The organism is Mycobacterium sp. 141 (assembly GCF_000382405.1).
Taxonomy (GTDB): domain Bacteria; phylum Actinomycetota; class Actinomycetes; order Mycobacteriales; family Mycobacteriaceae; genus Mycobacterium.
Genome location: NZ_KB908274.1, coordinates 60,243 through 81,195 on the forward strand (window position 1 = coordinate 60,243; position 20,953 = coordinate 81,195).

A 20,953-nucleotide genomic window follows, 5' to 3' on the forward strand; every position below is an offset into this window, starting at 1 on the left:
ATCCTTCCGGTTACAACGACGCGATCGCGGTGCGGATGTGAGCGAGAATGCGGGAAGCTGAAGTCGGGGCCGGGCGCGGACCCGGGTCGGCGGCGGAGAGGTTGGCCGCGCGGGTGTGCACGAACGCCCCGGCCGCCGCGGCCTGCGCCGGCTGCAGTCCAGCGGCCAGTAGCGCCCCGATGATGCCCGACAGTACGTCACCCGAGCCCGCGGTGGCGGCCCACGACTGCCCGGCCGGGTTGAGGTAGGTCGTCCCGTCGGCACCGGCGATGACGGTGACGTTGCCCTTGAGCAGCACGGTGGCGCCGAGCCGGTCGGCGAGGCTGCGGGCGGCGACGACCCGGTCGACCCCGACGGGTTCGCCGGCCAGCCGCTGGTACTCACCCGCGTGCGGGGTCAGCACAGTCGGAGCACGCCGTCCGGCGAGCAGGCCGGGATCCTTGGACAGCAGGGTCAGCCCATCTGCGTCGACAAGTACCGGCAGATCGGTGTCGAGCGCGAACCGCAGGACCGCCTTTGCATGGTCATCGGTGCCCATGCCGGGGCCCGCCACCCACGCCTGCACCCGGCCCGCCTCCTCGGGTGCGGCCGCGGCGATCACCTCGGGCCAGTGAAAAAGGACCTGCTGCGCAGCACTTCCCGCATAGCGGACCATCCCGGAGGTGGCGGCCACAGCGGCCCCGACGCTCAACACCGCGGCCCCGGGATAGGTCGCCGAGCCGGACAGCAGCCCTGTCACACCCTGGGTGTACTTGTCGTCGTCGGGTCCGGGCACCGGCCACAGCGCTTTGACATCGTCGGCGTCGAGCCCGAGCAGATCGGTGGCGGGCAGGTCCAGGCCGATGTCGACGAGTTCGACGCGTCCGCAATCGGCCAGCGCATGTACGGGTTTCAGGCCGCCGAAGGTGACCGTGAGCACAGCCCGCACATGCGGACCGTCGGTGGCCCCGGTCTGCACATCGATACCGCTGGGAATGTCGACCGCCACCACCGGTATCCCCACGTCTTCGACGGCCGCGAACACTTCGGCGGCGGCGGGACGAAGTGGGCCGGAGCCGGATATCCCGACCACCCCGTCGATCACCAGATCCGAAGCCGCGGGCACAGTCGCAACCACACGTCCGCCCGACTTCCGGAACGCGGCCAGCGCCTTGTGGTGGGCCCGCTCCGGATTGAGTAGAACCGCCGCGGCCATCGCGCCTCGGCGACGCAGGAACGTCGCCGCCCACAACGCGTCACCGCCGTTGTCACCCGAGCCTACGACCGCGCACACTGACCGGCCGGCGATTCCGCCGGTGCGGGCGACCAGCTCACGGCCGATCGCCGTCGCCAGTCCGTAGGCGGCACGGCGCATCAGGGCGCCGTCGGGCAGCGACGCCAACAGCGGTGCTTCGGCTTCGCGGATTTGGTCGCCGGTGTAGTAGTGCCGCATCAGGACCAGGATTCCACAACGCGGACGGTGACCCGCGCAAAGCCGGCAAAGCTGGCGCAGCACAGTGCCGAAGCGCATTTCCGTATCTGGTCGAACCGTAGCGCCCGAAATGTGACTAGTTGACCTCGTACCACCCGTCGCGACTGTTGGACGTGCACCACAGCTTGACGATGACATCTCCCGGTTCGGTGCCCCAGTTCGTGGCCGTTCCGCCGTTGGTGCCGATAGCGAACTGGGCCGTGGATTCTTGCATCGCGTCGATGATTGGGTGTTTCCCGGTACCCCCCGGGGGATTGTACGGAAGGCGCGGCCCCAGTTCTGTACCCATTGTCACGCCGATCCCACCCATCTCGATAACCTCGAGCCCGTTGGGGACCACGCGGCCGGGTGAGTAGTTGTGGTTCTTCAGATACGGTATCGAGGCCGGGCATTTCATCGGCAATAGATGCCTCATGACCCCACCGGGGACGGCGCCATACTTCTGCTCAACCGTGGTTTCGTCGGCAGATGCCGGGCCGGCAGCGCAGAGCGCGAGGCCCGAGGCGACCGAAGCCACTGCGACCGTGGCGGTCAGATAACGGCGAAAGCCGCCGCTGCCAATCTTCAACATGTGAATCCTCCTGTGTGAACGGCGTTTTTGCGTTGGCCCCACAACGGTGGCTCATGACGTCGGTGGTGTATGTCGGGTGAATGGCCATCGCAGGGGCCCATCCCATGTCCCCCGATCGGGCGAAGCGGACGCTCATTTCGACAGCATCTTCTGAATCTGCGCCGCGACCATTCCGACGTCTTGGTTGGCTTCCTGTAGGCCGGTGAGCACATCGGGGTAGGTGGCGCCGCTCATCGACAGGTCGAATACCAGATGGCGACCGTCGTCGGTGGTCATGAATCCGGCGAGGCTCTGCACGTTGAACAGCGCACGCCCCGTCACGGGGTCGACAACCGCGACCGTCCCGGTCTTGGCCTGCACCTTGCCTTTCGCCGGACTGTCAGCACCGACCGCGGCGATGGTGCCGCTTTCACCCAGTACCGGCTGACCCGAGACCAGTGCCTCTCCCCACGACTGCGCCGCGGCCCATTTGACCCAGTCGGTCATCTGCCTGGGGGTCGTCGAGGCCGGATAAGCCCCCTCGCCGTCGGTGAGCACCACGGCGTCGGGCACCAGGCCCGCCTTGTTCACCGCGGCGCGAACGGCTTTCAGTCCGTCGGTGCAATCGGTGGATCCAGACTTGGTCGCCAGGAGGCACAACATCGCGTTGGCTCCGGTGTTGTAGCTGGTCCGCAGGATCATCGACCCGAAAGCCGCTAACGGAGGTGATTGCAGCGCGGCCAGTTGCCGGTCCGCGGGGTAGCTGCCCTTCGGCGGGAGTCGGGACTGGTCGTTGGGCCCGACCGTGGAAGAGGTGACCGCGATGCCTGCCCGGTTGAGGGCTTCGATGAACAACGTCCGCGCCCAGGTGTCGGCATCGGACACCCGATAGATCGTCAGCCGCGGCTCGCCCACGGGGATGGTCCCGGTGACGACGATGTGGCGGGGATTCGCGGGGTCCGCGGTGGCCTCCAAGTTCGGCGATGCACCGGAGTCGACGGTCGAGACGTTCGACTGCACGGCGAATGCCGTTGTGGACGGGATGGTTTCGATGGTTGCCAACTCGCCGACGCCCGCCGGGGAGACATTGATGTCGAGAAGATTGTCGTTGACGAAGATCGGCGGGACGGCGCCCTCATGGCCGTCGGTCGCCCGCCAGAGTCGCGTGTCGACGACGACGTCGCCGACGATGTTCTTGACGCCCTTGGCGGCGATCTGGCGGGCCAGGTCGTCGAGTCCGGCCAGCGGATCGTCGTCGACTGTTGCGGCGTTGGGCGCGATATCGCCGTAAACGTGGTCGATATGTGTGGCGTCGAACGCGTCGTCAACCCGACCCTGCCGCCCGCCGCGACCGCCCAGCGTGAGATCGCCTGCGGCGACCAGAATCACGTCACCTCTGACCATGCCGTCGACTGTCGGCGCGGTGGCATAGACGGGGGTGGTCAGACGAGTGTCAGGGCCGAAGGTGTCGTACACCGTGCCGATCGTGAATTCCTTTGCCGTTGACCCCGTCAACACCATCTCGTCGGGCCGTTGGCTCAACAACACTTCGCCGGAGTCGCGGTCGGCGACGTAATAAAGCCACCGCGCAGTCGAATACGCCGGCTTCTCCATGATCTTTCGTGCGGCCTCGGGCAGGTCTGCGCTCGCCGGTGCGCCCGTCGTCGCATCGCAGGCGGCAACCACTGTGGCAGTGAGTACCAGGGCGACGAACCGACCGATCGCATTGCCCATCGCGTTCGACCCCTGCCTGACCGATAACTGACTCGGTTGACATCCTCGGCGGACCCCGCCGGGCCGATACCCGTACGGGACTACCTGGATTTCACCCTCGCCGCATTACCGATTACTCAGCTACCGCCCCGACTACTCGCCTCAGGCCGCCGCCAGCGCGGGACTGCTTGCGCTGCCGCAATTGTTCACGATTTCACCGCGGAACACGCGCGATACCGGCGGGCAGCGTCCCGCTCAGCACTCGACCACGTTCAGCGGCAGCTCGACGACGTTGAGCGCCAAGCCGCCACGAGCGGTCTCCTTGTACTTGACGCTCATGTCGGCGCCGGTCTCGCGCATGGTCTTGATCGCCTTGTCCAATGAGACGTGGTGGGTGCCGTCGCCGTGCAAGGCCATCCGGGCAGCGCTGATCGCCTTGATCGAGCCGACGGCGTTGCGCTCGATGCACGGGATCTGCACCAGCCCCCCGACGGGGTCGCACGTCAGTCCTAGGTTGTGCTCGATGCCGATCTCGGCAGCGTTCTCCACCTGTTCAGGGGTGGCGCCGAGCACTTCGGCCAGGCCTGCCGCCGCCATGGAGCACGCGGAGCCCACCTCACCCTGGCAGCCCACCTCAGCGCCCGAAATAGAGGCATTCTCCTTGAACAACAACCCGATTGCTCCTGCTGTCAGCAGGAACCGCACCACGCCGTACTCGCTGAAGCTGCTGATGAACTGGCGGTAGTAGTGCAGCACAGCGGGGATGATGCCGGCGGCACCGTTGGTCGGCGCGGTGACGACACGACCGCCCGCGGCGTTCTCCTCATTGACCGCGAGCGCATACATGGTCACCCACTCCATCGCCCGCAGCGCGTCCTGCTCGTCGCCGCCGCTCTCCAGACGTTCGCGCAGCTCGGCGGCGCGGCGACGGACCTTGAGCCCGCCGGGCAGCACGCCGCTCACGTGCGTCCCCCGCTCGACGCATTGCTGCATGACCTCCCAGATGTGCAGCAGGCCCGCCCTGATCTCGGCTTCGCTGCGCCACACCTTCTCGTTGGCCATCATGAGATCGCTGATACTCATTCCGGTCTCGGCGGTCAGCCTGAGCATCTCGGCTCCGCTGCTGAACGGGTAAGGCACCGGGGTCGGATCGACAACGAGGACCCGGGTGCCCGTTTCGTCCTCGTCGAGGACGAAACCGCCCCCGACGGAGTAGTACTCGCGGCGCTCCAGTTGCTCGCCGGCCGCGTCGAATGCGTAAAAGACCATGCCGTTGCTGTGGAAGTCCAGGCGCTTGCGGCGGTGCAGCACGATGTCCTCGTCGACGTCGAACCGGATCGGGTGAGTACCCGCGAGCCGCAGCTGCCCTTCGGCCCGGATCGTATCCACCCTCGGGCCGGCCGCGACCGGGTCGACCAACTGGGGCTGTTCGCCCTCCAAGCCCAGGACCACCGCCTTGACGCTGCCGTGGCCGTGGCCGGTGGCTCCGAGCGAGCCGAACAGTTCACAGCGTACGGCGGCGGTGTTTTCGATCAGGCCCTCCGCGGCGAGCCGGGACACGAACAGATATGCCGCCTTCATCGGCCCGACCGTATGGGAGCTCGACGGGCCGATGCCCACCTTGAACAGCTCGAAAACGCTAACAGTCACGCCGTTGACCTTTATGTTCGGCGGCCACCCGAGGAAGCCCACCTCGGTGCCGCGATTAGATACACGATTAATATATCAACTGAATTTCAATCTGTATAGAAGTCGTCGGAGACAATAACTATTGGATACCACTGCTAAAATCTGGCCGTGGCTATCGCTCCACTGGGCTCGATGGACCAGGCCAGCCCTCCAGCATCCTTGGCGGACCGTGCGTACCTGGCGCTGCGTGATCAGCTGACCACGCTGCAGATCCGGCCGGGCGAGCCCATCGACGATGCCCGAGTGGCCAGCGAATTGGACGTAGGCCGCACGCCGGTGCGCGAGGCGCTCAAACGCCTCGAAGACGATCGTCTGGTCATCTCCTATCCACGCCGCGGGACGTTCGCGACCGGCGTGGAGATCACGGACCTGGCCTATATCAACGAGATTCGGCTGCAGCTCGAGCCCCTGGCCGCGCGTCGCGCAGCTGAACGCGCCAGCGCAAGCCAGCGCGCCGAGCTGCAGCAGCTGCTCGACGCCTATAAGACCATCGACGACCTGCCTGGCGACCCCACGGAATTGATGCGGCTGGACATCGTCATCCACCGCAGCATCTACCGCGCCGCGGGCAACCCACACCTGGAAGACGTGCTGGTCCGCTACCACAACCTCGTGACCCGGATCTTCTGCCTGTTCCTCGAGCGGCTCACCGATGTGGCAGAGCACATCAACGAGCATTCGGCCATCCTGTCGGCCATCATCAACGGCGATGCCGACACCGCCGCCGAGTTGACGCTGCAGCACGTGACCGGCTTCGAGGTCGGGGTTCGTGCCGTCATCTGACGCGCACTGCCAAGAAACAATCCCCTCGTAGTAGGCGCGCCCGCTGGCAACTCGTCGGCACCCCCTGCTGCGCCCTGTGTCGAGAGTGTCGGCTTCCGCGACGACACGCCGAGCACCATCACAACAAGGTGCACGTCCGCCACCGTGTCCGGCTCGCAATATCACCGGCAAACGCACGTCGATCAAACCCAACAGACCCTTGACCAGCCGCTATCGCGACCGCTAAGGTGATCGCCAACTGATATATCAATCGTCTGGATCACAGGAGTCCGTATGGGTGTTCAAACAGAGGCCGCACACGACACCGTCTTGGGCCGATCGCTGGCCGCTGCCGACCCGGAGGTCTATGCCGCCGTCGTCGACGAGCAGCGCCGCCAGGAAAGCACCCTGGAGATGATCGCCAGCGAGAACTTCGCGCCGCTGTCGGTGATGGAGGCGCAGGGCAGCGTGCTGACCAACAAGTACGCCGAGGGCTACCCCGGCCGACGCTACTACGGCGGCTGCGAACATGTCGACGTGGTCGAGCAGCTGGCCATCGACCGGATCAAGGCGCTGTTCGGCGCCGAGTACGCCAATGTTCAGCCGCACTCGGGCGCACAGGCCAACGCGGCCGCCATGGCCGCCCTGCTCCAGCCCGGCGACACCATTCTCGGTCTGGCCCTGGCCCACGGCGGTCACCTGACCCACGGCATGCACCTGAACTTCTCCGGCAAGCTCTACAACGTCGCCGCCTACCACGTCCGCGAGGACGACCACCGCGTCGACATGGCCCAGGTGGAAGAACTCGCCCGCGAGCACCGTCCCCAGGTGATCATCGCCGGATGGTCGGCCTACCCGCGTCAGCTGGACTTTGCGGAGTTCCGCCGAATCGCCGACGAGGTGGGTGCCTACCTCATGGTGGACATGGCGCACTTCGCCGGTCTCGTCGCCGCCGGGCTTCATCCGTCGCCCGTGCCGCATGCTCACGTCGTCACCTCGACGACCCACAAGACCCTCGGCGGCCCGCGCGGCGGCATCATCCTCACCAACGATGCGGCGCTGGCCAAGAAGTTCAACTCGTCGGTGTTCCCGGGTCAGCAGGGCGGCCCGCTGGAGCACGTCATCGCCGCCAAGGCCGTGTCGTTCAAGCTGGCCGGCGAGCCCAAGTTCCGCGAGCGCCAGCAGCGCACCCTCGACGGCGCGAAGATCCTGGCCGACCGCCTCCTACAAGAGGATTCCCGCAAGGCGGGCATCAACGTGGTTTCCGGCGGCACCGACGTGCACCTGATTCTGGTCGATCTGCGGGAATCCGAACTCGACGGCAAGCAGGCCGAGGACCGGCTGCACCGAGTCGGAATCACCGTGAACCGCAACGCGGTTCCGTTCGACCCCCGACCACCGATGGTCAGCTCGGGCGTGCGGATCGGCACCCCCGCACTGGCTACGCGGGGATTCGACCTCGACGCGTTCCGCGAGGTCGCCGACATCATCAGCCTGGCCCTGCGGCCGGACACCGACGACGCCGGCCTGGCCGCTCTGCGCGACCGCGTCGACGTCCTGGCCGCCCGCTTCCCGCTCTACCCCGCCCTGACGAAGGCCGCACTGTGACAACAGCTTCCACGCCGACCCCGCCCGGAGCGCACCTGCCGGAGCACCCTGATTTCCTCTGGCGCACACCGGAGCCCAAGAAGTCCTACGACGTCGTGATCGTCGGCGGCGGCGGACACGGCCTGTCCACCGCCCACTACCTGGCGAAGAATCACGGCATCACTGATGTCGCAGTGCTGGAACGCGGTTGGCTGGCCGGCGGCAACATGGCCCGCAACACCACGCTGATCCGGTCGAACTACCTGTGGGACGAGAGCGCCCGCATCTACGAGCACGCTCTGAAGCTCTGGGAAGGGCTCGAAGAGGACCTGGATTACCCCATCCTGTTCAGCCAGCGCGGCGTGCTCAACCTCGCACACAGCCTGCAGGATGTCCGCGACAGCGTACGGCGGGTGGAGGCCAACAAGCTCAATGGAATTGACGCCGAGTGGGTCGATGCTAAACAGGTCAAAGAGCTGTGCCCCATCGTCAACATCTCCGACGACATCCGGTACCCGGTGCTCGGCGCGACCTATCAACCGCGCGCCGGTATCGCCAAACATGATTATGTCGCATGGGGATTCGCGCGCCGCGCCGATGAGGCCGGCATCGACATCGTCCAGAACTGCGAAGTCACCGGGTTCGCCACCGACGGCGACCGGGTCACCGGGGTGCGCACCACCCGCGGTGACATCGCGGCCGGCCAGGTACTGCTGTGTGCGGCCGGGCACACCTCGACCCTGACCGACATGCTCGGCATCCGCACCCCGCTGCAGAGCCATCCGCTGCAGGCACTCGTCTCCGAACTCCTCGAGCCGGTGCATCCCACGATCGTCATGTCGAATGCCGTGCACGTCTACGTCTCTCAGGCGCACAAGGGCGAGCTGGTCATGGGCGCGGGTGTCGACTCCTACAACGGTTACGGCCAGCGCGGCGCGTTCCACATCGTCGAACGCCAGATGGCCGCCGCGGTGGAGTTGTTCCCCGTCTTCGCCAGGGCGCACCTGCTGCGCACCTGGGCGGGAATCGTCGACGTGTGCCCGGACGCGTCGCCCATCGTGGGCCGCGCCGGCTACGAGAACCTCTACCTCAACGCCGGTTGGGGCACAGGAGGTTTCAAGGTGACCCCCGGCATCGGATGGTGCCTCGCGGACACGATCGCCAACGGCCGCGAGCACGAGTACGTCGCACCGTTTTGCCTCGACCGATTCATCACCGGCGCGCTGGTCGATGAGCACGGCGCCGCCGGCGTCGCCCACTAGATCTCAGGAGTCACCATGCAACTCATCGAATGCCCGTGGTGCGGGCCACGCGAGGAGACCGAGTTCCATTACGGCGGTCAGGCACACGTCGCCTACCCCACCGATCCACAGGCTCTCACCGACGAAGAGTGGGGCCACTATGTGTTCTTCCGCAATAATCCCAAGGGGCTGTTCGCCGAGCGCTGGACCCACAGCGCCGGCTGCCGGCGCTGGTTCAACGCGCTGCGCGACACCGCCACCTACCGATTCCACCGCGTCTACCGCACCGACGAGCAGGCGCCGCCGGCGGGTAGAAGCGCAGCGACCGGGGAATCGAGGGAGATCTGATGAACGCACCATTGCGCACCACCGACGGTGGCCGTATCGACCGGAACACCGTGCACACCTTCACTTTCAACGATCGTGGACTGACGGGGTACGCCGGCGACACACTCGCCTCGGCCTTGCTGGCCAACGGCGTGCACCAGGTGACCACCAGCATCAAACTGGGCCGGCCCCGTGGCTTCACCTCGGCGTGGGCTGAGGACACCGGTGGTCTCGTCCAGATCGAATACCCCTTCCCCGAGCCGATGCTCCTCGCGACCACCGTCGAACTGTTCGACGGGCTCGTGGCGCGTGGCATCCCCGGCCAGGGGCGTCTGGCCGAAACCGCCGACCCCGCAAAGTACGACGCCACTCACGTCCACACCGACGTGCTGGTCGCCGGCGCCGGGCCGGCCGGCTTGGCCGCCGCACTGACCGCGGCCCGCGCGGGCGCCCGGGTGGTGCTGCTCGACGAGCAGAGCGAAGCCGGAGGGGCCCTGCTGGGCAGCACCGACACCATCGACGGCAAGCCCGCCCTGGAGTGGGTCGCCGACGTCACCGCCGAGCTGGCCACCTACCCCGAGGTGTTGCACCTGCAGCGCACCACCGCGTTCGGTCACTACGACGACGGCTTCGTGCTCGCGGTGCAGCGGCGCACCGACCACCTCGGTGCCGCGGCACCCGCGCAGATCAGCCGTCAGCGGGTGTGGCGCATCCGCGCTCGGCAGGTCATCGTGGCCGCCGGTGCACATGAGCGTCCTGTGGTCTTCACCGATAACGACCGGCCCGGCATCATGCTGGCGAGCGGTGCCCGGACCTTCCTGAATCGCTACGGCGTCAAGGTCGGCGAGCAGGCGGTGGTGTTCACCACCAACGACAGCGCTTACCTCGCGGCCTTCGAGCTGCACGCCGCCGGTGTGACGGTCGACGCGATCGTCGACGCCCGCCCTGACGTCGCCGCGCGCTTGTACGAGGAATGCGCCGGCCGCGGCATCGAACTGCGGACCGGCTCGGTGGTGCGCGGAATCCGCGGCCAGGACCGCGTCAGCCACGCGCTCGTCGCCCGCTCCGGCAGTACCCATGCCGTCTCGGTGGCCTGCGACGTGCTGCTGGTCAGCGGCGGCTGGAACCCGGCGGTGCACCTCTTCAGCCAGGCCCGCGGCGTCCTGCGTTACGACGAGGCCCTTGGCGCGTTCGTGCCCGGTGAGCCGATGTCCGGTGTCCACGTCGTCGGTGCTGCCAACGGTGTGTTCGATCTGCCCGGCTGCCTGCGCAGCGGACGCAAGGCCGCGACGGCCGCGCTCGGTTCGCTCGGATTCACCGCCGAGGCCGAACCGTTTGGGGGCGAAGCTGATTCAATCCCGGACAGCGACGCCGGCATGGTGCTGTGGCGGGTCGCCGACCCGGCGGGCACGGCCAGCCAGTTCGTCGACGTCCAGCGCGATGCCACCGTCGCCGATGTGGAGCGCGCGGTCGGCGCGGGCATGCGGTCGATGGAGCACATCAAGCGCTACACCACCATCGGTACCGCGCACGATCAGGGCAAGACGTCCGGCGTGGTGGCCTCGGGCATCACCTCCGAACTGCTTGGTGTCCCGGTCGCTGACCTGGGTGTCACCACTTTCCGCGCGCCCTACACTCCGGTGGCGTTCGCAGCCCTCGCGGGCCGCAGCCGCGGCCACATGTTCGACCCGGAACGCGTTACCGCCGTGCATGATTGGCACGTGGCCCGCGGAGCGGTGTTCGAAGACGTGGGCCAGTGGAAGCGGCCGCGCTACTACCCGGTGGACGGTGAAAGCATGGAGACCGCGGTGCTGCGCGAGTGCGCGGCCACTCGCGGCGGCGTGGGCATCCTGGACGGCTCCACCCTCGGCAAGATCGACGTGCAGGGCCGCGACGCCGGGGCATTCCTCGACCTGCTCTACACCAACATGATGAGCACGCTCAAGGTCGGCATGCTCCGCTACGGCGTGATGTGCGGTATCGACGGCATGGTCATCGACGACGGCACCGTGATGCGGTTGGCAAACGACCGATTTCAGGTGTTCACGACCACCGGCGGCGCCGCCCACATCCTGGAGTGGATGGAGGAATGGCTGCAGACCGAGTGGCCTCACCTGCGGGTGCGGATGACCTCGGTCACCGAGCAGTGGCACACCTTCCCCGTCGTCGGCCCGAAGTCTCGCGACGTGATCGGAGCTGTCTTCGGCGATCTCGACGTCAGCAACGAGGCGTTTCCGTTCATGGCGTGGCGCGACACCACGCTCGCCTGCGGACGCGAGGAGCACAAACAAGACGGCGGACGCGAGGAGCACAAACAAGATGACGGACGCGAGGAGCACAAACAACACGGCGTGCCAGTCCGGATCGGGCGGATCAGCTTCTCCGGTGAGCTGGCCTACGAGGTCAACGTCACCGGCTGGTACGCGACCGCGGTGTGGGAACGCCTCATCGCCGCCGGCGAGCCGTACGGGATCACGCCGTATGGCACCGAGACCATGCACGTGCTGCGCGCCGAGAAGGGCTACCCGATCATCGGGCAGGACACCGACGGCACCGTGACACCACAGGATCTCGGCATGAACTGGGTCGTGTCGAAGAAGAAGCCGGACTTCATCGGCAAGCGGTCGTTCACCCGCGCCGAGAACCTCAAACCGCTGCGCAAACAGTTCGTCGGGCTGCTGCCCGTCGATGCGCAGACCGTGCTTCCCGAGGGCGCCCAGATCATCGAGACCTGCACCGGAGGCGTGCTTCCTCCGCCGCCCGTGCCGATGCTCGGCCATGTCACGTCCAGCTATCGCAGCGCGGAGCTGGGCCGGCCGTTCGCCCTGGCCCTGGTCAAGGGCGGGCACGCCCGCATCGGCGAAACCCTGCACGTTCCCGTGGACGGCAGGTTGGTGTCCGTCGAGGTCACCAGCAGCGTCCTGGTCGATCCCGAAGGAGCACGCCGCGATGGCTGACACCCTGTACCGCCAAAGCCCCCTGCAGGACTGGCATTCTCGGTTCGCCGAGCTGCCGCCCTCGGCACAACTCGCCGAGGAGCCCTTCGTCACCATGGTCGATCTGTGGGTCGATCCCGGTGGTGCCGGCGCTGCCGCCGCGGCCGGGGTCCTCGGTGTCGACGCGCTGCCCACCACCCCGTCGACCGTGGTGAACGGCTCGGACACCACGGTGATCTGGTTCGGGCCCGACGAATGGCTCGTCACCTCGACCGGCCGGCCCGGTGCAGAGCTGGAGACTCAGCTGCGGGCCGTGGTCGCCGAGTTCGACGGCGCCGCCGTCGACGTCTCCGCGCAGCGCACGACGCTGCGGTTGCGTGGCGCGCATGCCCGTGACGTGCTGGCCAAGGGCTGCTCACTGGATCTGCATCCGTCGGTCTTCGGGCCGGGCGCCGCCGCGCAGACCATGCTCGGGCTTACCGCCGTCGTCCTGATCCCCTTGGCCGACAACGGAACCGACTACCGCATCCTGGTGCGGTCGTCGTTCGCCCGTTACCTCGCGGAGTGGCTGGTCGACGCTGCCGAGGAGTACGCGGTCACGTGGTAGCCGGGTACCTATCCGGCCAAAAGCTCGGACCCTTGACCGGCCCCGCAGCCTGCCGTACCGTTTAAAGTGAACTGATATATCAGACGGCGATCAATAGTTCGATATTGGTGTCGCAGTCAAAGCAGACGGGAGACCGGGAGATGCATCTCGATTGGTATGACCGATGCATCGTGAGCTTCGTGTTGGACTCCGATCTGCTGTCCCGGCCCGACAAGGAGAGCACCCGGGCGCAGTTCGGAATGGATGCGCGCAGGATTATGAAGCGGTTCGACGCCGTCCTCGACGTGTCCGTATCGCAGCACCTCCCCCTCGATGCCGCAGACATGGATCTGGTGAACCGGGCGATGCAGTACCGGGCGATCGCCCGCCCGCCGTACGCCTGCTAAGCCGCAGCGCCGAACGTGAACAAGGTGGCGAAATCGGCCACAAAGCTCGCCATCTTGTTCACGTTGGGCGACAAGCTATTCGACGGTGACGGACTTGGCCAGATTGCGTGGTTTGTCGACGTCGTATCCGCGGGCCCGGGCCACCCCGGCGGCGAACACCTGCAACGGAATCGTCGACAGCAGCGGTTGGAAAAGCGTTGACACCACGGGTATCTCGATGAGGTGATCGGCGTACGGCCGCACCGTGTCGTCACCCTCCTCGGCGATGACGATGGTGATCGCGCCTCGCGCCTGGATCTCCCGGATGTTGCTGAGCAGCTTGGCGTGCAGCGTCTGAGCGTTCTTGGGTGAGGGCATCACCACGATCACCGGCAGGCCTTCGTCGACCAGCGCGATCGGACCGTGCTTGAGCTCACCGGCGGCGAAACCCTCGGCGTGCATGTACGCCAGCTCCTTGAGCTTGAGCGCACCCTCCAGTGCCACGGGGTAGCCCACGTGACGCCCGAGGAACAGCACCGCCGACGACGGTGCGAACTGCTGCGCCAACCGGCTCACCGGCTCGATACCCGCAAGCACCCGGGTCACCAGCTCCGGCATGGCTTCCAGCTCGTGGTACTCGCGCTGCACCTCGTCGGGGTACTTGGTGCCGCGCGCCTGCGCAAGCGCCAGGCCGACAAGGTAGTTGGCGGCGATCTGGGCCAGGAACGTCTTGGTGGCCGCCACCCCGATCTCCGGCCCGGCCCGGGTGTAGAGGACAGCGTCAGCCTCGCGCGGAATCTGGCTGCCGTTGGTGTTGCAGATCGCCAGCACTTTGGCCTTCTGCGCCTTGGCATGCCGGACCGCCTCGAGCGTGTCAGCGGTCTCGCCGGACTGCGAGATGGCGATCACCAGCGTGCTGCGATCCAGCACGGGGTCGCGGTAGCGGAACTCGCTGGCAAGCTCGACCTCGACGGGCAGCCGGGTCCAGTGCTCGATGGCGTACTTGGCCAGCAGGCCCGAGTGGTAGGCAGTCCCGCAGGCGACGATGAACACCTTGTCGACCTCGCGGAGTTCCTGATCGCTCAACCGCTGCTCGTCGAGCACGATGCGGCCATCGACAAAGTGCCCCAGCAGGGTCGCGGCCACGGCCGTCGGCTGCTCGGCGATCTCCTTGAGCATGAAGTAGTCGTAGCCACACTTCTCGGCGGCGTCGAGATCCCAGTCGATGTAAAACTCGCGGTAGTCGACATTGGTGTTGCCGAAGAAGTCGGTGACCCGGTAGCCGTCGGCGGTGATCACGACGGCCTGGTCCTGGCCCAGTTCGACGGCGTTGCGCGTGTGCTCGATAAATGCCGCGACGTCGGAGCCCACGAACATCTCGCCGTCGCCGACACCGACCACCAGCGGGGTTGATCGGCGGGCCGCCACGATGGTGCCGGGATCTTCGGCACTGGCGAACACCAGCGTGAAGTGGCCTTCCAGCCGCTGCAGCACGGCCAGTACCGAGGCCGGGAAGTCGCCTGCGGTGTCGCCGTGGGCGTACTGCCGGGCCACCAGATGCACGACCACCTCGGTGTCGGTGTCGCTGGCGAACTCGACCCCGGCGGCTTCCAGCTCGGCGCGCAGGCCGGCGAAGTTCTCGATGATGCCGTTGTGGACGACGGCGATCTTGCCCGCGGCGTCGCGGTGCGGGTGCGCATTGCGGTCGGTGGGCCTGCCGTGGGTTGCCCAGCGGGTGTGGCCAAGACCTGTGCTGCCGGTCAGCAGGGCGGGGTCGGTCTCGGCGAGCGCGGCCTCCAGGTTGGCCAGACGACCGGCGCGGCGACGTACCGTCAGCCCACCCCGGCCGTCAACCAGCGCGATCCCCGCGGAGTCGTAGCCCCGGTATTCCATCCGGCGCAGCGCCTCGACCACGATGCCGCAGGCCGGGCGCGTCCCGACGTAGCCGACGATTCCACACATAGACTCCCAGGATAGTGCAATCGGCGACGGGACCCGATTCTGCGCCGATGGCCGTTGACGCAAATCACCTGCCGGCACATTCGGTGACCGATTCCGCACCGTGGGCTACGGTCAACCCGTGGCCAGCACCAGGAAGCTCTTCAGCGCGTTGACCCGCCGCGGCCCGCATCGCGTACTGCGCGGTGACCTGGCGTTCGCCGGCGTTCCGGGTGTCGTCTACACGCCCGAGGCCGGCCTGAACCTGCCTGGTGTGGCGTTCGGTCATGACTGGCTGGCAAAAGGCGAGAACTACACGCGGACCCTGGAACACCTGGCGTCCTGGGGCATCGTCGCGGCCGCACCCAGCACTGAAACCGGTGTGGCGCCCTCGGTGCTGAACTTCGCCTTCGACCTGGGCGCGACGTTGGACATCGTCAGCGGTGTCCGGCTGGGCCCCGGCAAGATCAGCGTCCATCCGGCCAAGCGGGGCCTGGTCGGCCACGGTTTCGGCGGTTCTGCGGCGGTGTTCGCGGCGGCCGGGATGGCGTCCGGACCCCAGGCTCCGAAGGCAGTGGCCGCGCTGTTCCCGACGGTCACCAAGCCGCCCGCCGAGCATCCGGCGGCGGCGCTGAAGCTGCCCGGGCTGATCCTCGCGGCCACCGGCGACTCGCTGAACCTGCGCTCCAACGCCACCGAACTGGCCGCCGCATGGCACGGGGTGACGCTGCGCACCGTGGACAAGGCCGAGCCCGCCGGGCTGGTGGAGGGCCGCAAGCTCGGCCGGTTCATCGGGCTGCCCGGCCCCGACCGCCGCACGCAGAAGGCAGTCCGGGCATTGCTCACCGGGTACCTGCTGGCCGCTCTGACCGGCGACAAGGCCTATCGCGACTTCGCCGACCCGGAGGCGGTACTGCCCCGCAGCGGGTTCGCCGATCCCGATGCCCCGCCGGTCCAACTGGAGGACAAGGTCGCCGCGCTGCTCAAGGGCTGAGCACGCGCAGGCGAATTCGACGTCATGCCCCAAGACCTGCCGCCAGGTGTGGCGAGGCGAGAACGTCAACTAAAGAACAACCGCGAACGTATTCCGATCACTATCGCGACGCTGGGAGCCGAAGCGCGCAATGGCTCCGCCATCCGGTGACGGCTGAGCCCACGTCCAAACTTCTGGACTCGCCCCCCAGTTGGCCCGCAACGCGATAGAGATACGGAGTGGGAAATTGGGAAGGTCAGGCGGGCCGCTGGCTGCGCAGTACGTTGACCGGCTGGCAGAAGCCCACATTGCGCCCCGTCGACAACAGCGGCGAAGGCGCCGAGAGCTTGGTGGGCTTCGTTCTGACGGCGGCGGTGGTCGGCGCACTGACCGGCCTCGCCGCGGCCAGCTTCCGGTTACTTCTGGTCCGGGCGGCCAAGTGGCGTGAAACGCTGTCCGGCTGGGCCCACGGCGGCTGGTGGGGCCTGATCGTCGTGGTAGCCATCTGCGCCGCGTGCACAGCGGTCGCGGCGGCACTGGTGGCACGCGTCGAACCGAATGCCGTAGGCAGCGGCATCCCGCGCGTCGAAGCGGTCGTCGAGGGCCGTGCCGACCCCGGCCGATTCTGGATTCTGCCGATCAAGTACGTCGGCGGTCTGCTGTCGCTGGGCGCCGGTCTGGCGCTCGGACGCGAGGGGCCATCGGTGCAGATGGGTGGTTCGATAGCAGTGATCATCGCGTCGGCGACCCGCCGATCTCAGGCTGATCTGAGGATTCTGGCCGCCGGCGGTGCAGCTGCCGGCCTGGCGACCGCCTTCAACGCGCCTATCGCCGGCGGAGTGTTCGTGCTGGAGGAGCTCGTCAAGCGCTTCGATCCCCGAACCACCCTCGGCACCCTCGTGGCCACGGCATCGGGGTTCATGGTGGCCTACCCGCTCATCCATTCCGGCACCGATTTCCACATGCCGCAGCTGGCCGAACCCCGTCTGGCCGACGCTGGTTGGGTGGTGGCCGTCGGCATCGTCACCGGCGTACTGGGAGTGCTTTACAACAAGGCCATCATGTTCGGTCTGCACAGGGCCGATACCAGCCGATGGCCGGTCGAGATGCGTGCCGCCGTCATCGGCGGGGGTGTGGGAATTCTCGTCTGGTGCGCGCCAGACCTTGCCGGTGGTGGCGACAACCTGACTCAGCAAGCACTCCTTGGCCACGGCGCGATTTGGGCTGTCATCGGGGTGCTGGCGTTGCGTTTCGTCCTTGGCGCCGCGTCTTACGCAGCGGGAACCCCGGGCGGTCTGTTCGCACCGATGCTCGTGCTCGGTGCGTACACCGGACTCATCGTCGCACTGGTAGCCGCCCACTTCGTCCCGCATGCCCCGCCCAGTCCGGCGGCTCTCGCCCTGATCGGGATGGCATCGTTCTTCACCGCCAGCGTGCATGCCCCAGTTACCGGTCTGATCCTCGCCACAGAGCTCACCGGCACCACCAATCAACTGCCACCGATGCTCGGCGCATGCGCCACGGCGCTACTGGTCGCCATGGTCCTGCGGTCACGACCCATCTACGGCCTGCTCGCCGACCGCGCTGCCACCCCGACCTGATCCGATCAACCTACTAACCACCCACCTGCGGTAACTCGTCGGCGGCGATCTCGCAGGGCGTCTTGGCAGGCGCCGCCATCGGCTCGGCCGGCGCAGCCGGGGCGGCGGGAGGCACGACCGTGGGCGGTGCCGGCTGCGGCGCGCCCGGCAGTTCGCCGGTTTCGACCGGTGTCTCAGCAGGTTCGGGCGCCGGTACCGCGACCTCATCCTCCGTCGGCACCTCGTCGCCGGAAGCGCCATCTGCATCCGAATCGTCCTCGGGTGCAACATCTTCAGCCTTATCGTCAGCGCCGGAGCCGTTCGATTCTTCCTCATCAGGCTTATCGGATGTGTCCTCGTCACCGACCGGATCAGAGACCTCCGGCTCGTCGAGTTCCTCGGGCGTCGCGGTGTCCGCGGCGAAGCCCGATCCTCCGGCTGTCGATCCGAGCAAGCCACCAAAAAGGTCGGCGAGTTGCTGGCCGATGCCGGACAACCCCGAGCCGATGCCAGACAACCCGGCCCCGGGCAGTCCACCGCCGAGCGGCGACGCACCCCACGCCGCCGCGGGGTCAGACGCAGCCGGACCGGTAACCGAAGCGGCCGGTTCGGCGGACAGTGTTGCGGGATATGTTGCAGCAGAAGTGATCTGAGGTTCCGCCGGCGGCATGCTCATCGGGCTCGCCGGGGCCACCCATGGCACCGGATCGGTCCGGTCGGACGGTACGAAACCGGCGGGGACCGTGCTGCCGCTGCGCACCGGTGAATCGATCGGAACCGCCGGACCCATGCGCGGCAGCCACGACGGTCCAAGATCGCCGGGAATCTCGAACACCGGTATAGAACCATCGGTGAGCTCGGTGATCGCAGCGGCGTAGGCATCTGACACCGATGTACTCGCCGAACGCATCGCGGACACCCAATCCACACCGATGTCGTTGTCCACGAACGGCTTCACCTGCGTATCGATCAACTCGCTGGCGACGTCGTGGCGACCCGGACCGGTCCGGACGATGCGTGCCGCGGCCAACCACGCGTCGCGGTGCGCCGCACACCGGGCCTCGATCCGCTCGGTGATCGTGACCTTGCCGTCAATGGCCCGCCACAGCTGATCGCGCAACTCGGCCAAGGCGCCGACGGCTCTGCGTACGGCGACCACGGCTTCCTGGGCCGCGCCACCATGCCGGAGCAGGAACTCGTGCGCTGTCTGCGCCCCCGCACCCTGCCACGCCTGCGCGAGTGCGGTCAGTTGATCGTCCTGTAACCGCAGCGCCCGCTCAGCCGACCCCGCGACACCTGCGAGCGCCGCGCCATCGGCGTCCAGCGCTCGCAGGTCCAAGCCGTCTTCTGCGGCATACCAGTCGTGCACCTGGCCGAGGTGCGCGGTGAGGTCCGGGTGCCGATAGCCCAGCTGCCCGCAGGCCAGGACCAATTCGGCGAAAGTATCGACCGCACGTTGCCCCTCTGCCAAACGTGCTGCAACGTCGCCGATTTGGGCCATTTTCACCGCACCCTCGCGGCGGCGTCGACATCGGCGGCGACGTAGCGGTCGGTGGTGCTCCGCAGGACTGCGGCCACCTCGCCGACCGCCCGGGCCCACTGCCGCAACGACGCGGCACGTTCATCGAGCGCAGTCCTTAGCGCGTCACCCGAGGAGATGTGCGCTCGCCCGGCCGTCGCGCCGTCGAACCGAAACCTCGCCCGAGTAGCGGCATCGATGATCCCGGCGGCGGCATCGTACTGGCGTGCCGCCCGCAGCAACTCCCCGACATCGACGTGGGCGGCGTCAACTTCTCCCATGCCCGGTTTAGACGCAGCGGGCCGTGGTGGGGTTCCCTCAGTTCTGGGCGCTGACCGACTCGGCGACGTGGACCGCGACCCGACGTGCGGTGTCCTCGTCGGCCGCTTCGACCATCACCCGGACCACCTGCTCAGTTCCGGACGGTCGCAACAAGATCCGGCCGGTCTCCCCGAGCTGAGCTTCGGCCTGGGCGACCGCGGACTGCACCGAGGGCGCCAGGGCCACGGTCGCCTTGTCGGTGACCTCGACGTTGATCAGCACCTGCGGTAGCGTTCGCATCGGTTCGGCCAGCGCGGCCAGAGTGGACCCGGTCTGAGCTATTCGCGACATCAGCCGCAGACCGGTGACGATGCCGTCGCCGGTGGTACCGAAACTGGGAATCACGATGTGGCCCGATTGCTCACCGCCCAGCGAAAACTCGCCGGCCCGCAGTTCTTCGAGAACGTAACGGTCACCGACACTGGTGGTGCGGATCTCGATACCGGCTGCGCGCATGGCCAGGTGCAGGCCCAGATTGCTCATCACCGTGGCGACCAGGGTGTTGGCCGTCAGTTCGCCGGTCTCCTGCATGGCCAGCGCCAGCACCACCATGATGGCGTCACCGTCGATCACCCGGCCCGCCGCGTCCACCGCGAGACATCGGTCGGCATCGCCGTCGTGCGCGAGGCCCAAGTCGGCGCGATGCTCCCGGACGGCGGCCTGCAACACGTCGAGGTGGGTGGAACCGCAGCCGTCGTTGATGTTCAGGCCGTTGGGCTCGGCGTTGATGGCGATGACATCGGCGCCCGCAGCCCGGTAGGCCAGCGGCGCCGCTACCGACGCCGCGCCGTGCGCACAGTCCACCACCACGGTCAGCCCGTCGAGCCGGGTGGTGACGGCCTTGCCGGTATGCCGCAGATAGCGGTCAAGTGCATCCTCGGCGTCCTGCACCCGGCCTATCCCGGCACCGGTCGGCCGCATCCCGGGACCAGAGCTGACCAGATCCTCGATGCGGTCCTCGGCAGCGTCATCGAGCTTGTGCCCACCCGGACCGAAGATCTTGATGCCGTTGTCGGGCATCGGGTTGTGCGACGCCGAGATCATCACGCCGAAGTCGGCGTCATAAGCCCCGGTCAGGTACGCCACGGCGGGTGTCGGCAACACCCCGACCCGCAACGCGTCGATGCCTTCACTGGTCAGCCCCGCTATCACCGCGGCTTCCAGCATCTCGCCGCTGGCCCGCGGGTCGCGGCCGACGACCGCGACGCGGCGGCGCGCCCCACCTGCAGAACCCAACCTACGAGCTGCCGAGGAGCCCAGCGCCAGCGCCAGCTCGGCCGTTAGATCGCGATTGGCGACTCCGCGCACCCCATCGGTGCCGAACAGTCGACCCATGCCCATAAATTTCTCATAAGAAGGGCATAAAGAGCCAAC

General features: G+C 67.5%; 17 protein-coding genes. 9 read left to right on the top strand and 8 right to left on the bottom strand.

The features are described from left to right. Positions 1-10: 10 nt before the first annotated feature. The 4 genes from H276_RS0119925 to H276_RS0119940 form a co-directional block, all read right to left on the bottom strand. Positions 11-1,432: a bifunctional ADP-dependent NAD(P)H-hydrate dehydratase/NAD(P)H-hydrate epimerase gene (locus H276_RS0119925; RefSeq protein ID WP_019973049.1), complete on the bottom strand. Its 1,422-nt coding sequence runs from the start codon at positions 1,430-1,432 to the stop codon at positions 11-13. A 115-nt stretch (positions 1,433-1,547) separates the two neighbouring features. Then, positions 1,548-2,042, bottom strand: coding sequence for a hypothetical protein (locus H276_RS0119930; protein WP_019973050.1), 495 nt, complete (start codon positions 2,040-2,042; stop codon positions 1,548-1,550). 132 nt (positions 2,043-2,174) lie between these two features. Next, positions 2,175-3,755, bottom strand: a complete 1,581-nt coding sequence (gene dacB, locus H276_RS0119935; protein ID WP_019973051.1) for a D-alanyl-D-alanine carboxypeptidase/D-alanyl-D-alanine-endopeptidase — start codon at positions 3,753-3,755, stop codon at positions 2,175-2,177. Between the two features lie 234 nt (positions 3,756-3,989). After that, the gene (locus H276_RS0119940) at positions 3,990-5,384 is read right to left on the bottom strand and encodes an L-serine ammonia-lyase (RefSeq protein ID WP_026357220.1); all 1,395 of its coding nucleotides are present in this window, start codon (positions 5,382-5,384) and stop codon (positions 3,990-3,992) included. A gap of 147 nt (positions 5,385-5,531) precedes the next feature. Between H276_RS0119940 and H276_RS0119945 the strand changes: the two genes are divergently transcribed. The 7 genes from H276_RS0119945 (at position 5,532) to H276_RS0119975 (ending at position 13,269) form a co-directional block, all read left to right on the top strand. After that, on the top strand, positions 5,532-6,206 hold the full coding sequence (locus tag H276_RS0119945) for a GntR family transcriptional regulator (protein ID WP_369758528.1): 675 nt from the start codon (positions 5,532-5,534) through the stop codon (positions 6,204-6,206). A gap of 273 nt (positions 6,207-6,479) precedes the next feature. Then, a complete protein-coding gene (gene glyA / locus H276_RS0119950) occupies positions 6,480-7,793 on the top strand; it encodes a serine hydroxymethyltransferase (protein WP_019973054.1) in 1,314 nt (437 codons plus the stop codon). Beyond that, positions 7,790-9,034: a sarcosine oxidase subunit beta family protein gene (locus tag H276_RS0119955; protein ID WP_026357221.1), complete on the top strand. Its 1,245-nt coding sequence runs from the start codon at positions 7,790-7,792 to the stop codon at positions 9,032-9,034. The genes glyA and H276_RS0119955 overlap by 4 nt, the downstream gene beginning before the upstream one ends. Before the next feature lie 15 nt (positions 9,035-9,049). Further along, entirely contained in the window at positions 9,050-9,361 is a 312-nt protein-coding gene (locus H276_RS0119960) for a sarcosine oxidase subunit delta (protein WP_019973056.1), read from the top strand. Then, complete coding sequence (locus H276_RS0119965) at positions 9,361-12,297, top strand: 2Fe-2S iron-sulfur cluster-binding protein (RefSeq protein ID WP_019973057.1); 2,937 nt, start codon at positions 9,361-9,363, stop codon at positions 12,295-12,297. Before H276_RS0119960 ends, H276_RS0119965 begins: the two co-directional genes overlap by 1 nt. After that, positions 12,290-12,883: a sarcosine oxidase subunit gamma gene (locus H276_RS0119970; protein ID WP_019973058.1), complete on the top strand. Its 594-nt coding sequence runs from the start codon at positions 12,290-12,292 to the stop codon at positions 12,881-12,883. The genes H276_RS0119965 and H276_RS0119970 overlap by 8 nt, the downstream gene beginning before the upstream one ends. A gap of 170 nt (positions 12,884-13,053) precedes the next feature. Further along, positions 13,054-13,269 (top strand): hypothetical protein, encoded by a 216-nt coding sequence (locus H276_RS0119975; protein WP_231376724.1) that lies wholly within the window; start codon positions 13,054-13,056, stop codon positions 13,267-13,269. Between the two features lie 75 nt (positions 13,270-13,344). Here the strand turns inward: H276_RS0119975 and glmS are convergent, their stop codons facing one another. Continuing rightward, complete coding sequence (gene glmS, locus H276_RS0119980) at positions 13,345-15,210, bottom strand: glutamine--fructose-6-phosphate transaminase (isomerizing) (RefSeq protein WP_019973060.1); 1,866 nt, start codon at positions 15,208-15,210, stop codon at positions 13,345-13,347. Between the two features lie 118 nt (positions 15,211-15,328). Here glmS and H276_RS0119985 point away from each other — a divergent pair, with 118 nt between their 5' ends. Next, entirely contained in the window at positions 15,329-16,180 is an 852-nt protein-coding gene (locus H276_RS0119985) for a hypothetical protein (protein ID WP_026357222.1), read from the top strand. A gap of 218 nt (positions 16,181-16,398) precedes the next feature. Next, positions 16,399-17,760: a ClC family H(+)/Cl(-) exchange transporter gene (locus tag H276_RS0119990; RefSeq protein WP_019973062.1), complete on the top strand. Its 1,362-nt coding sequence runs from the start codon at positions 16,399-16,401 to the stop codon at positions 17,758-17,760. 13 nt (positions 17,761-17,773) lie between these two features. Here H276_RS0119990 and H276_RS0119995 read toward each other — a convergent pair whose 3' ends face one another. Genes H276_RS0119995 through glmM form a run of 3 tightly spaced genes read right to left on the bottom strand, consistent with a single transcriptional unit; the run spans position 17,774 to position 20,914 of the window. Beyond that, entirely contained in the window at positions 17,774-19,240 is a 1,467-nt protein-coding gene (locus tag H276_RS0119995) for a hypothetical protein (protein ID WP_036461438.1), read from the bottom strand. A 2-nt stretch (positions 19,241-19,242) separates the two neighbouring features. Beyond that, positions 19,243-19,539: a type VII secretion target gene (locus H276_RS0120000; protein WP_019973064.1), complete on the bottom strand. Its 297-nt coding sequence runs from the start codon at positions 19,537-19,539 to the stop codon at positions 19,243-19,245. A 37-nt stretch (positions 19,540-19,576) separates the two neighbouring features. Then, positions 19,577-20,914, bottom strand: coding sequence for a phosphoglucosamine mutase (glmM, locus tag H276_RS0120005; RefSeq protein ID WP_026357223.1), 1,338 nt, complete (start codon positions 20,912-20,914; stop codon positions 19,577-19,579). Positions 20,915-20,953: the final 39 nt, after the last annotated feature.

Excerpts from the sequence above, each read along its gene's own strand:
- H276_RS0120000 (WP_019973064.1), bottom strand. The coding sequence starts at position 19,539 with ATGGGAGAAGTTGACGCCGCCCACGTCGATGTCGGGGAGTTGCTGCGG.
- H276_RS0119965 (WP_019973057.1), top strand. The coding sequence starts at position 9,361 with ATGAACGCACCATTGCGCACCACCGACGGTGGCCGTATCGACCGGAAC.
- H276_RS0119995 (WP_036461438.1), bottom strand. The coding sequence starts at position 19,240 with ATGGCCCAAATCGGCGACGTTGCAGCACGTTTGGCAGAGGGGCAACGT.
- glmS (WP_019973060.1), bottom strand. The coding sequence starts at position 15,210 with ATGTGTGGAATCGTCGGCTACGTCGGGACGCGCCCGGCCTGCGGCATC.
- dacB (WP_019973051.1), bottom strand. The coding sequence starts at position 3,755 with ATGGGCAATGCGATCGGTCGGTTCGTCGCCCTGGTACTCACTGCCACA.
- glyA (WP_019973054.1), top strand. The coding sequence starts at position 6,480 with ATGGGTGTTCAAACAGAGGCCGCACACGACACCGTCTTGGGCCGATCG.
- H276_RS0119930 (WP_019973050.1), bottom strand. The coding sequence starts at position 2,042 with ATGTTGAAGATTGGCAGCGGCGGCTTTCGCCGTTATCTGACCGCCACG.
- H276_RS0119925 (WP_019973049.1), bottom strand. The coding sequence starts at position 1,432 with ATGCGGCACTACTACACCGGCGACCAAATCCGCGAAGCCGAAGCACCG.
- glmM (WP_026357223.1), bottom strand. The coding sequence starts at position 20,914 with ATGGGTCGACTGTTCGGCACCGATGGGGTGCGCGGAGTCGCCAATCGC.
- H276_RS0119960 (WP_019973056.1), top strand. The coding sequence starts at position 9,050 with ATGCAACTCATCGAATGCCCGTGGTGCGGGCCACGCGAGGAGACCGAG.
- H276_RS0119970 (WP_019973058.1), top strand. The coding sequence starts at position 12,290 with ATGGCTGACACCCTGTACCGCCAAAGCCCCCTGCAGGACTGGCATTCT.